The sequence below is a fragment of the Streptomyces sp. NPDC000878 genome, from assembly GCF_053599695.1.
This window is the reverse complement of record NZ_JBSFMT010000009.1, coordinates 137,797-150,214: the sequence shown is the minus strand read 5'-3', so window position 1 is coordinate 150,214 and position 12,418 is coordinate 137,797. Positions and strand designations below refer to the sequence as shown.

Annotated in this window: 8 protein-coding genes; 3 read left to right on the top strand and 5 right to left on the bottom strand. The window is 69.0% G+C overall.

The features are described from left to right. Nucleotides 1-69: 69 nt before the first annotated feature. The 5 genes from ACWDR4_RS11565 to rpsL form a co-directional block, all read right to left on the bottom strand. A complete protein-coding gene (locus tag ACWDR4_RS11565) occupies nt 70-3,180 on the bottom strand; it encodes a glycosyl hydrolase 115 family protein (RefSeq protein ID WP_450406957.1) in 3,111 nt (1,036 codons plus the stop codon). A 212-nt stretch (nt 3,181-3,392) separates the two neighbouring features. Further along, nucleotides 3,393-4,586: an elongation factor Tu gene (tuf, locus tag ACWDR4_RS11560; RefSeq protein ID WP_450406954.1), complete on the bottom strand. Its 1,194-nt coding sequence runs from the start codon at nt 4,584-4,586 to the stop codon at nt 3,393-3,395. 144 nt (nt 4,587-4,730) lie between these two features. Beyond that, nucleotides 4,731-6,857: an elongation factor G gene (gene fusA, locus ACWDR4_RS11555; RefSeq protein WP_450406952.1), complete on the bottom strand. Its 2,127-nt coding sequence runs from the start codon at nt 6,855-6,857 to the stop codon at nt 4,731-4,733. A 39-nt stretch (nt 6,858-6,896) separates the two neighbouring features. Beyond that, entirely contained in the window at nt 6,897-7,367 is a 471-nt protein-coding gene (gene rpsG, locus ACWDR4_RS11550; protein ID WP_366880225.1) for a 30S ribosomal protein S7, read from the bottom strand. Between the two features lie 3 nt (nt 7,368-7,370). Next, a complete protein-coding gene (gene rpsL, locus ACWDR4_RS11545) occupies nt 7,371-7,742 on the bottom strand; it encodes a 30S ribosomal protein S12 (protein WP_003948652.1) in 372 nt (123 codons plus the stop codon). A 439-nt stretch (nt 7,743-8,181) separates the two neighbouring features. On the opposite strand from rpsL, the gene ACWDR4_RS11540 reads away from it, so the two are divergent. From ACWDR4_RS11540 to ACWDR4_RS11530, 3 genes are all read left to right on the top strand, one after another. Continuing rightward, nucleotides 8,182-8,892, top strand: a complete 711-nt coding sequence (locus ACWDR4_RS11540; RefSeq protein ID WP_450407078.1) for a Crp/Fnr family transcriptional regulator — start codon at nt 8,182-8,184, stop codon at nt 8,890-8,892. 339 nt (nt 8,893-9,231) lie between these two features. Continuing rightward, nucleotides 9,232-10,140 carry a hypothetical protein gene (locus ACWDR4_RS11535; protein ID WP_450406949.1) on the top strand — a complete coding sequence of 303 codons (909 nt, stop codon included), beginning with the start codon at nt 9,232-9,234 and terminating at the stop codon, nt 10,138-10,140. Continuing rightward, entirely contained in the window at nt 10,137-12,404 is a 2,268-nt protein-coding gene (locus tag ACWDR4_RS11530) for a hypothetical protein (protein WP_450406946.1), read from the top strand. Before ACWDR4_RS11535 ends, ACWDR4_RS11530 begins: the two co-directional genes overlap by 4 nt. Nucleotides 12,405-12,418: the final 14 nt, after the last annotated feature.

Genomic DNA, 12,418 nt, shown 5'->3' with positions numbered 1-12,418 from the left:
CGTTCATGTGCGATCCCTTCGTCAGTGAACTACTGCCAATGGCCCGCTGCTTGCTGCCTGCCGCCTGCTCTACCGAACCCGGCGGCTCTCCAAGGGCCCCAGATACGTCGGTGTCAGCCCGCCCGTGTCGATCACCAGCCGCTGCACGACCACCGTCGGATCGACCACCCAGAACTTCAGCCGGTGCACCCCCGCCGCCGTCACCGCGTGCCTGGTGGCCGTCACGTTCACGTTGTCGGACGTGTGCCGTGCCCACTGCTTGTTCATCAGGCCGTCGTCCGCGCCCGTGACGGCGTGGATGTCGACCTGCTGCGGCTCGCCCTCGTCGAAGGAGACCGCGTAACGCAGCCCGCCCGTCGGCAGCGTCGGGTTGCGCGGCGACAGATACGCCCACACCGTCACCTCGCCCGCCGACAACAGACCGACCTCGTACTCCAACCGCGCCGAACCCCCACCCGGCGTCCGGCGCGGAGCCGTCACCGGCCAGGGCGTCATCCCCGCGCCCGTACGCCCGATCCGGTCCAGCCGCCGCCAACTCCCCACCATCCGCGAGTGGTTGTCGGCGTCGATCGCCACATAACCCCCCGCCTCCACGAACCCCCGCAGCCCCCGCCGATCCCTCCCCGACGGCTTCTCCACCACGCACCCGACCGCCACCGACGCCCCCGCGCCCGACACCGTCAACGAGGCCTCCGTACGACCGTCCGGCACCCGCGCCCAGTCCACCGTCACCGTCAGCCGCACCTGCTGCTCGACCCGCCCCCTCGGCCGGTCCACCACCAGCCACGGCACCGACGACTCCACCCGGTACGCGAAGGGCGTACGCCCCCGGTTGAACACCTCGACGTACTGGTCGGGCCGCGTCTGGTACGGGCTGAACACCGGCAGCACCGCACCCCCGGACCCATCCCCGGCCGCACCCCCCGGCCACCACTCCCCCGAGTCCTCCGACCCGTCGACCGACACCCCCAACTCCCCGCCCACCGGCAGCTCCACCCGCCACACGGCCGGGAACAGCACATCCGGCAACGCCACGTTGTCCTTCTCCGGCTGCTGCCAGGGCGCGTTGGGCCCGTACCGCTCAACGTCCCCGTAGTCGATGTGCGGCTGGGTCTGGAAGCCCTCCCACTTGCCGCCCACCACCCCGTAGTTGAAGCGATCGGCGAGTGCGAAGTCCCGCTCCAGGCCGACCTCCGCCTCCGCCGCGCGGTCGTTCGTCGCCGCGCGCCCCTGGGCCGCGTACAGAAGGTTCTTGAACTCGGCCTCGCGCAGGGCGTACAGGTTGGCGGTCGCCGCCACCTCGTACCCGACCAGCTCGTACCACGCGTCCTGCGCCGACGGGGGCAGCTTCCGCCCCACCCGTTCCGCCCGCCTCCCCAGGCTCCGCCACTCCTCCGTGACCCGCTCCAACTCCCGGTGGGCGAAGCGGAAAGGCGTCTCCTGGTCGTCGTACACGATCGCCGACTCGTCCTTCGTCGGGTCCTTCGCGGGGTTCAGGGTGATGCGGCGGTTCAGCAACTCCGGTTTGCGGCGGGCCTGGAGCTGTCCGTACTCTGCGAGCACCGACGCGATCGCCGCCGCGTGCTCCGCCCCGAAGTTCTGCCGGGCGTACCGCCGTTCCCACTCCTCCAGGTTCGACAGGTCCCAACGGGCCGGATTCCAGGCGTAGTTCAGGAAGAACTCCGTCGGGAGTTCGTTGCCCTTCAGGTCGCCGACGTTTGTCACCCACAGGGTGCGGTTGCCGTACGCGTGGGCCTGGTGGAGCTGGTCCCAGAGGTTCTGGAGGTTGGCGGTGTCCACCCACTTGTAGTTGCGGCCGACCCCGACGTAGTCGAAGTGGTAGTACAGCCCGTACCCACCGCTCCTCGCCGGTTCCGCCGGGTCCGGGTGCTTGCGGATGTTCCCCCAGTTGTCGTCCGTCAGGACGACCGTGACGTCACCCGGAACCCTCAACCCCCGGTCCCAGTACCGCTGGACCTCCTTGTACAGGGTCCACACCTGCGGGGTCTCCGACAGCGGCTTGCCCGTCACCTCCGCGATGATCCCCCTCTGCGTCTCGATGATCTCCCGCATCAGCTCGATGCCGTCGCCGTCCGGCAGGCTCGTGTCGCCGTTGCCGCGCATACCCAGCGTGACGACGCCCTCGAAGTCCTCGTCCACCATCCGCCGGATGCCGTCGCGCCAGTACGCCCGGACAGCCGCCGCGTTCCGCCGGTACGACCACTCCCCCGTGCCCCCGTACGGGTCCCAGCCCGGCGTCACCACGTTCCCCGCGCTGTCGCGCACCGCCGGTACCGCGTGCCGGTTCCACTCCTCGATGCCCCGCATCATCGGCGCCTCGTGGGACGTACCCATGACGATGCCGTACGCCTTCGCCCTCGCGTGGTTCTCCGGGTCGTCCTCGGCGAACGCCCGGCCCCACACCGCGGGCCAGAGATAGTTGGCCTTCAGGCGCAGCAGCACCTCGAAGACCCGCTCGAAGAAGGCCGCGTTGAAGCCTCCGGGGTGGCCCGGCGCCTTCCCGGGGCCGAAGAACCTCGGCGCCCAGGTCCCCAGCGCCGGGTTCTCGTCGTTGATGAAGATCCCGCGGTACTTCACGGCCGGGGTGCCCTGCGTGTGCCGGCCGGGCAGGACGTACACCGCGTCCCGGTGGACCGGCGGGACGTCGTCCCACCAGTACCAGGGCGAGACCCCGATGCCGTACGAGACGTCGTACACCCCGAAGATCGCGCCGCGCGGGTCGCTGCCCGCGATGACGAACGCCCGGTCGACGCCGGGCATGGGGTGCTCCACGACCGTCTGCAGCGAGGTCTCCCAGCGGCCCGCGATGCCCGTGACATCCAGCTTGCCGGCGCGGACCAGACCGTCGATCAGCGGGCTGCGGCCGATCGTGCCGACCAGGACCACCTCACGGGCGACGGTGGCGGCCGGACGTACACCTGTGACGCGTTCGATGTCGTCCCGCAGGTCGGCGGCGGCTCGTACGACTCCGGAGTGGTCCTCGGCACTGACCACGACCGGGGCCCCGACCAGCGCGAACGCGCCGCCGGTGAACGAGATGTACGCCCCGGCGTCCGTGCGGCGGACCCCGGCCTCCCCCGCCCGCGCGACCCCGGACAGCACCGGCACCGCGGCGATACCGGCTCCGAGTACAGCTCTACGGCTGACGGCCCCAGACATGACGTACCCACCCCTCCGCCGAATTTGGTCAGTGGCATGACAAATGGTGGAGGGAGTGACCAGCGGGGGGAACGGGTCGTACGCGCCGAATAGTTTCGTAACAGTGACCGGCAAACCCGGGCACAGCAAAGAGGCCCGTACGACCGAAGTCGTACGGGCCTCCTCGGGAAGCTCGTGAGAGCTACCGGGTCAGGCTGTCAAGCCAACAAGAACTACTTGTTGATCTTGATGACCTGGCCGGCGCCCACGGTCCGGCCACCCTCGCGGATGGCGAACTTCAGGCCCTCTTCCATGGCGATGGGCTGGATGAGCTCGACGGTCATCTCAGTGTTGTCGCCCGGCATGACCATCTCGGTGCCCTCGGGGAGGGTCACGACGCCGGTCACGTCCGTGGTGCGGAAGTAGAACTGGGGACGGTAGTTGTTGAAGAACGGCGTGTGACGGCCGCCCTCGTCCTTGGACAGGATGTACGCCTGCGCCTCGAACGAGGTGTGCGGGGTGACCGAGCCGGGCTTGATGATGACCTGGCCGCGCTCGACGTCCTCGCGCTTGATGCCACGGAGGAGCAGACCGACGTTCTCGCCCGCCTGGCCCTCGTCGAGCAGCTTGCGGAACATCTCGATGCCGGTGACCGTGGTGGTGGTCTTCTCCTGCTTGATGCCGATGATGTCAACGGTCTCGTTGACCTTCAGGACACCACGCTCGATACGGCCGGTGACGACCGTACCGCGACCGGTGATCGTGAAGACGTCCTCGACGGGCATGAGGAACGGCTTGTCGACGTCACGCTCGGGGGTCGGGATGGCGGAGTCGACGGCGTCCATGAGGTCGAGAACCGACTGACCCCACTCGGCGTCGCCCTCGAGCGCCTTGAGCGCCGAGACCTTGACGACCGGCAGGTCGTCGCCCGGGAACTCGTACTCGGAGAGGAGCTCACGGACCTCGAGCTCGACGAGCTCCAGGATCTCCTCGTCGTCCACCATGTCGGCCTTGTTCAGGGCGACGACGATGTACGGCACGCCGACCTGGCGGGCCAGGAGCACGTGCTCCTTGGTCTGCGGCATCGGGCCGTCGGTGGCGGCCACGACCAGGATCGCGCCGTCCATCTGCGCGGCACCGGTGATCATGTTCTTGATGTAGTCCGCGTGACCCGGGCAGTCGACGTGGGCGTAGTGACGACCCTCCGTCTGGTACTCGACGTGCGCGATCGAGATCGTGATACCACGCTGACGCTCTTCCGGCGCCTTGTCGATCTGGTCGAAGGCCGAGGCCTCGTTCAGCGTGGGGTACTTGTCGTGCAGCACCTTGGTAATGGCGGCCGTGAGGGTCGTCTTACCGTGGTCGATGTGACCGATGGTGCCGATGTTGACGTGCGGCTTAGTCCGCTCGAACTTTGCCTTCGCCACTGGGGTCCTCCTGCGGAGTGGTTCTGGTACGCCTTACTCATCGGCGCCAGGTGATCTTTGCTGGGATGCCGCCCGCCGGGGTTCTGCCCTCCCGGGTGAGCCCCGGCGGTCGGTGTCAAGCCTAAAGCGTGTAAACGGGGTGTGTTACTCGCCCTTGGCCTTCGCGATGATCTCCTCGGCGACGTTCCGGGGAACCTCGGCGTAGGAGTCGAACTGCATCGAGTAGCTTGCGCGACCCGAGGTCTTGCTGCGGAGGTCACCGACGTAGCCGAACATCTCCGAGAGGGGCACGAGGCCCTTCACGACGCGGGCACCGGCACGCTCCTCCATGGCCTGGATCTGACCACGGCGGGAGTTGATGTCGCCAATGACTTCACCCATGTAGTCCTCGGGCGTGGTGACCTCGACGGCCATCATCGGCTCCAGGAGCACGGGGCTGGCCTTGCGCGCGGCCTCCTTGAAGGCCTGCGAGCCGGCGATCTTGAACGCCAGTTCGGAGGAGTCGACCTCGTGGTAGCCGCCGTCGAGAAGGATGACGCGGACGCCAGTCATCTCGTAGCCGGCCAGGATGCCGAACTGCATGGCCTCCTGCGCACCGGCGTCCACCGACGGGATGTACTCCCGCGGGATACGGCCACCGGTGACCTTGTTCACGAACTCGTACGCGGCGTCGCCGTCCACGATCGGCTCGATCGCGATCTGCACCTTGGCGAACTGACCGGTACCACCGGTCTGCTTCTTGTGCGTGTAGTCGTGACGCTCGACGGCCTTGCGGATCGTCTCGCGGTACGCGACCTGCGGCTTGCCGACGTTGGCCTCGACCTTGAACTCGCGCTTCATACGGTCGACCAGCACCTCGAGGTGCAGCTCGCCCATACCGCCGAGGATGGTCTGGCCCGTCTCCTCGTCCGAGTGAACGTGGAAGGAGGGGTCCTCCTCCGCGAGACGCTGGATGGCTACACCCAGCTTCTCCTGGTCACCCTTGGACTTGGGCTCGATGGCGACCTGGATGACGGGCGCCGGGAAGTCCATGGACTCCAGGATCACCGGGTTCTTGTCGTCACACAGCGTCTCACCGGTCGTGGTCTGCTTCAGACCCATCACGGCGACGATGTCACCGGCGCCCACCGCCTCGATCTCCTCACGCTTGTTCGCGTGCATACGGTAGATCTTGCCGATGCGCTCCTTCTTGCCCTTGACGGAGTTCAGCACCGCGGTGCCGGTCTCCAGGCGTCCGGAGTAGATGCGCACGAACGTGAGCTTGCCGAGGTGCGGGTCGCTCATGATCTTGAACGCCAGCGCCGACAGCGGCTCGTCCACGGACGGCTTGCGCTTGACGACCTGCTCGGGGTCCTTCACGTCGTGGCCTTCGATGGCCTCGACGTCGAGCGGGGTCGGCAGGTAGCGCACGACCGCGTCGAGCAGGGGCTGGACGCCCTTGTTCTTGAACGCGGTGCCACAGAACACCGGGGTGACCGTGACGCCGTTGGACTTGCCGGACGCGATGGTGATGCGACGGATCGCGGCGTACAGCTGCTCCTCGGTGGGCTCCTGGCCCTCCAGGAACAGCTCCATGATGTCGTCGTCGTTCTCCGCGACGGCCTCGACGAGCTTGCCGCGGTACTCCTCGGCAGCCTCGACGTGCGTGGCCGGGATGTCGACGACGTCGTACATCTCACCCTTGGCGGCCTCGGCGGACCACACGAGCGCCTTCATGCGGACCAGGTCCACAACGCCCTTGAAGTCCATCTCGGCACCGATCGGAAGCTGCATGATCAGCGGCACCGCACCGAGGCGGTCCTTGATCATGTCGACGCAGCGGTGGAACTCCGCGCCGGTCCGGTCGAGCTTGTTGACGAAGCAGATGCGCGGCACGCCGTAACGGTCGGCCTGACGCCACACCGTCTCGGACTGCGGCTCGACACCCGCGACACCGTCGAACACGGTGACGGCACCGTCGAGGACGCGCAGCGAGCGCTCTACCTCAACGGTGAAGTCGACGTGCCCGGGGGTGTCGATGATGTTGATCGTGTAGTCGTTGTCCTCAAGCGGCCAGTGACAGGTGGTGGCAGCAGAGGTGATCGTGATGCCACGCTCCTGCTCCTGCTCCATCCAGTCCATGGTGGCGGCGCCGTCGTGGACTTCACCGATCTTGTAGCTGACGCCGGTGTAGAAGAGGATCCGCTCAGTGGTGGTCGTCTTACCCGCGTCGATGTGAGCCATGATCCCGATGTTGCGGACCCTGGCCAGGTCAAGTGAAGTGGTAGCCATAAGGCTTCGGTCTTCTCTCGGTCTCGATGGGGGCTGCGACTACCAGCGGTAGTGCGCGAAGGCCTTGTTGGACTCGGCCATCTTGTGGGTGTCCTCGCGCTTCTTGACGGCCGCACCAAGGCCGTTCGAAGCGTCGAGAAGCTCGTTGAGCAGACGCTCGGTCATCGTCTTCTCGCGACGGGCGCGGGAGTAACCGACCAGCCAGCGCAGCGCGAGCGTGTTGGCGCGACCGGGCTTGACCTCGATCGGAACCTGGTACGTCGCACCACCGACACGGCGGGACTTGACCTCAAGGGTCGGCTTGATGTTCTCCAGCGCGCGCTTCAGCGTGATGACCGGGTCGTTGCTGGTCTTGTCGCGCAGGCCCTCCATGGCGCCGTACACGATGCGCTCGGCGGTGGAGCGCTTGCCGTTCATCAGCACCTTGTTGATGAGCGACGTGACAAGAGGAGAACCGTAGACCGGGTCGATGATGACCGGGCGCTTCGGGGCGGGGCCCTTACGAGGCATTTTCTACTTCTCCTTCTTGGCGCCGTAGCGGCTGCGGGCCTGCTTGCGGTTCTTGACACCCTGGGTGTCGAGGGAGCCGCGGATGATCTTGTAGCGAACACCGGGCAGGTCCTTCACACGGCCACCACGCACGAGCACGATCGAGTGCTCCTGCAGGTTGTGTCCCTCACCCGGAATGTAAGCCGTGACCTCGATCCCGCTGGTCAGACGCACACGCGCGACCTTACGCAGGGCCGAGTTCGGCTTCTTCGGGGTGGTCGTGAACACACGCGTGCAGACGCCACGGCGCTGGGGCGAGCCCTCAAGCGCGGGCGTCTTGTTCTTCTCGACCTTGTCCTGCCGGCCCTTCCGGACCAGCTGCTGGATCGTAGGCACTACTTCTCCGGTTTCTGTGTGCCGATGGTGAAGCTAACCTGGAACGTCGCCGACCCACGCGGTCGGGTGTGTCGAATACTGCAGACTCCCGCCGGCAAGGCGAAAAGGGCGCAGATCGCGGTGGCCGCTTACAGCTCCCCGTACGGTTCGAAGGCACGCACGAGGGCCAGGGCACACCCCAGGCACAAGGTCTGAGCGTACCTACCTCAACGACTTCGGTCAAAACAAATGGAGGCCGGTACGACACACCGGGCTCCCAGCGGCGCCCCCGCGGACTCCGAGCGGCGCCCGAGCCGCCGTTTGATTGCTTCTAGCAGCATTGCACGCCTTACGCACGGCTTGCTGGCCAAGGTGGCTGATTCGCGCCCTTTACAGCCCCGTGGGCTTGCCCGTTCAGTACCTTGATCCGTCCGCTGCGACGAATCGGGGGCAGAGCGTGATGAGGACGGCGGCGCATTCACTGGACGACGGGGGCCTGGACGACCGGGTGCCCTTCCTGGCCCGTCTGGAACAGGAGGACCGCACGGCCCTCCTGTCCCTGGGCCGCGAACTGAATTTCGCCACCCGGGTGGCCCTGATACACCAGAGCGAGCCCTCCTCCCACGTCCTCTTCCTGGTCCAGGGCTGGACAAAGGTGACGGCCTCGGCCGCCAACGGCTACGAGGCACTCCTCGCCCTGCGCGGCCCCGGCGACATAGTCGGCGAGTCGGCGGCGCTCACCGGCCGCCCGCGCTCGGCCACGGTGACCGCGCTGGAGGCGGTCCGGGCGGTGGCCGTGGAACACGAGCGCTTCAAGGACTTCCTGGCCCGTTCCCCCGCTGTCTCCTTCGCCCTCCTGGGCCTCACGGCCGACCGCACCCGGGCCGCCGACCGCCGCCGCCTGGAGTTCGCGTCCATGAACGTACGGGAACGCTTCGCGATCCTCCTCCTCGACCTCGCCCGCACCCACGGCCGCCGCACCCCCGAGGGCATCGAACTCTCCGTCCCCCTGAGCAAGCAGGAGCTGGCGGGCTCGGTGGGCGCGTCCAGGGAGATGGTCCAGCGACTCCTGCGGGAGCTGCGGGAGAAGGAGGCGGTGGAGACGGGGAGGCGGGCGTTGCTGATCCGGAGGCCGGACATTTTGCGGAGGATCGCGGCGGCCGAGGGTTAGCCGGGCGGGTTGTGGGTGCGGCGGCGGGTGGGACGGCTTGTGGGTGCGGTGGCCTGTGTCCGGCGGCTGGATTCCGTGCGGCGGCTCGTGGCTGCGGGTGTCCTTTCAGCGCCGGCCCGCATCTCCAGCCCGTCCGGCGATTGAGGACGAGGCCGTTCAGGCCGAAGCGGGGGTCTGGGGGCGGCAGCCCCCAGGTACGACGCTCACCTCAACTCCCGCAGCCACCAACCCCCTTATGTGTACCCCTACACACTCCGACTGCGTCATCCGCCCTCACAACACACCGCCCCCACCCGCCACGCTGCTGCAAGCAACCCCCACATTTGTCGAAGGGCGACCATGACCGACCCCGTGAGCCGCACGATCCTGCTGCTGGACATAGAGAGGTTCAGCGACCGGGACGACGTGGAGCAGGCGTACCTGCGTCGCATGCTGTACGACATCACGGACCGCACACTCGAAAGCGCCGGCATCGACGAGACCCGCCGCCTGCGTGCCGACCGCGGGGACTCCGTGATGGAGCTGATCGACGCGAACGCCCCGGTCACCGCCCTGCTGCGAGCCCTGCTCGTGGACGTCCCGGCCCAGCTGCGCGCCGTCAACCGCATGGCGTCCAGCTCGGCCCAGATCCGGCTGCGCGGGGTCGTCGCCACCGGGTACGTGGCCGTGGACGAGCACGACGGCTGGGTCGGCACCGACCTGAACAACGCCTGCCGGCTGCTGGACGCCCAGCTGCTGCGGGCGGCCCTGCGCGAACGCCCCCACGACTTCGCGCTGATCGTCTCGGACTCCCTGTACGGGGGTGTCGTACGGCACAACCACCCCGGCATCCCGGCCGACGAGTTCCACCCGGTCGGGGTCGACACCAAGAACGGCTCGATGAAGGCCTGGCTGCACGGCCCGCTGCCCAGCGGATACGACGCAGCCCCGGCCGGCCCGGCCGACCAGGACCACCGTGACACGGGGATGGGGGAGGCGCCGGGCGGTTCGGGGGACCGCCCGGCGCCGCAGACCCCGGAGTCACCGGAACCGACGCAGACGGCGGGGACGGCGGAGTCACCGAGGGTGCCCGCGCAGGGCATCTCGCCGGCGCCCGAGAGCCGCCCCTCCCCGGGCCCCGTCTTCAACTTCAACGGTGCCGTCAGCATCGGCGGCAACGTGGTGGCCGGCGACCAGCACGGCGTCAGCGGCGGGCAGGTCACCGGGGACGTCATCATGGGCGGCCGCAACGGGGGTGACGGCTCGTGAGCACCACGGACGCGGCGGAGGCCACGCGTCCCGGCCCCGCCGACGACCCGGCCGTCTCCGACGACGGCAAGGACGGCAGAGACGGCGCCGCCAAGGAGGCGAAGGAGGCCGAGGGCGCCGAGGGATCGGAGGACCGCGAGCAGGCCCAGACCGCCTGGTCGGCCCGGCGCGACCTGATCGACCACAGCCCCCGGACCATGAACGTCGGCGACCGTTCCCGCTTCGGCGGCGGCCTGGTCGGCGGCGACCAGCACGGCGTCAGCGGCGGCCGGGTCACCGGTGACGTGATCATGGGCAGCAAGACGGAGATCCACCAGTGGGCGATATCCGGGTTCGCCGCCCCGTCCGCCGCAGCCTCCGCCTCCGGCGAGGTCCCGCAGACCACGCTGGACCGGCTCGCCGCCTCGTTCGTCGCCGCCGACGCGACCGTCGAGGACCTGCTCGTACGGCTGCGCCGCGACCGTGTCCTCGTCCTGTCCGGCGCCCGCTTCACCGGCAGACGTACGGCCGCCCTGGCCCTCCTGCACCGGCTCGGGGCGGCCCCCGTACACACGCTGGACCGCGACACGAGCCCGAGCACGCTGGCGGACAAGTTCACCGCGGCGGACGAACCCGCCGAGCAGCCCCGGAACCAGCCCGGGAACCGGCCCCGGGGCTATGTCCTCGCCGACCTGGCCACCCGCCGCGACCGCCCCCTCCGCGAGCACCACCTCCTCGCCGCCCGTGACCGCCTGGCCGCGCAGGATGGATACCTCGTCGTCACCGTCGGCCACACCGCCGTGCTGGAGGACGTACCGGTCGTCGAATGGCACACGCCACCCGCGGCCGACGTACTCGCCGCGCACCTCCGCACCCGTGTCACGGACGAGGAGACGACGGCGAAGCTGCTCGAACTCCCGGACGTGACCGAGTTCCTGAGCCGCAGTCACCAGTTGCGCGAGGTCGCCGCGTTCGCGCAGCTGCTCGGCCGGCACGCGGCGGGCGAGGTCACCGAGGACGCCGTAGCCCAGTTCTCCCTCATATCCCTGGAGAACCAGGTCCAGGAGTGGTTCGAGGAGGACGAGGCGTCGATCCATCTGCGCGACAAGGCGTTCCTGGTCGCGCTGGCCGCGTTCGACGACGGCCCGTACGCCCTCACCGCCGAACTCAGCGACCTGCTCTACCGGTTCCTGCAGAAGACGCAGAACCCGGTGGGCGTCCCCGAGGTCCCCGTCTTCGGCACCCACATCGGCAAACGGCTCCAACTCGCCCGCGCCGAGCGGTACGAGGACGACGAGCACACCGAGTGGGGCCCGGTGACCCAGCAGAAGGCCCGGTTCATCGACGACCGCGCCTCCCTCGTCCTCCTGCGCGAGGTCTGGACGGGCCATCCCTCCGCCCGCCCCGCGCTGATCAGCTGGCTGCGCCAACTGGCCGACGACGGGCGCCCGTTGGTCCGTACCCGGGCCGCGTCCACGGTGGCCGTCCTGGCCCGCACGGATCTGCCCTCGGCGATGGCCCTGGTCATCGAACCCTGGGCGACCTCCAACCGCTTCCGGCACCGGCTGGTGGCCGTCAACTCGCTCACCCTCGCCCACCTCATCGGCACGCCGAACATCCCGCGCATCCTCGACGAGTGGTCCAGGCACGAGGACCGGCGGCTGCGCTGGGTGGCCGTACGGGCGTACGCGCTGATCGGCCCCGAACGCCCCGAGCAGGCCCTGGCCGCACTGCGCACGGCGGCCCGCAGCCTGTACGACAACCTCGGCGACCGGGACGCCTTCGACCGCGAGATGGCCGACGAACTGCGCGAGGCCGTCGCCCTGTTGCTCCTCTCCGAGGCCGGCGACCCCGTCCTCGCCGAACTGCGCGCGCACCTGGCCGACGACCGCCCGGTGCACGACCTGACCATCGGCGGCTTCGTCAGCGCCTGCCGCCACACCCAGGACGACGAGCGGTACGGCCATCCGCTGGTCCTCGGCTGGTACGCGCGGTCGGTCACCGACCGCTCGGCCGCCGCGCAGAGCGTCCCGTTCCTGTGGCGGGCGGCGCTGAACGATCCCAACGCGACCCGGTACGCCCTCGAAGTCCTGCGCGACTGGGTCCTGATCGCCGACCGCTCGACGACCACGGAGTGGGCCCTGGCGCATCTGCTCCCGACCCTGGTCACCACCTCGCCGGAGCACCAGCGCCTGGGCCACCTCCTGCGGACGATGCCGGGCGAGGACGGCGCGGCCCCACCGGCGGTGGCGGCCCGCCTCCTCACGACACTCCCCATCCGCTAGCACGTCGTCACGTC

What these genes read in the sequence shown, in the direction of transcription:
- ACWDR4_RS11565 (WP_450406957.1), bottom strand. Translation starts at nt 3,180, where the DNA reads ATGTCTGGGGCCGTCAGCCGTAGAGCTGTACTCGGAGCCGGTATCGCC.
- fusA (WP_450406952.1), bottom strand. Translation starts at nt 6,857, where the DNA reads ATGGCTACCACTTCACTTGACCTGGCCAGGGTCCGCAACATCGGGATC.
- rpsG (WP_366880225.1), bottom strand. Translation starts at nt 7,367, where the DNA reads ATGCCTCGTAAGGGCCCCGCCCCGAAGCGCCCGGTCATCATCGACCCG.
- ACWDR4_RS11540 (WP_450407078.1), top strand. Translation starts at nt 8,182, where the DNA reads ATGAGGACGGCGGCGCATTCACTGGACGACGGGGGCCTGGACGACCGG.
- ACWDR4_RS11535 (WP_450406949.1), top strand. Translation starts at nt 9,232, where the DNA reads ATGACCGACCCCGTGAGCCGCACGATCCTGCTGCTGGACATAGAGAGG.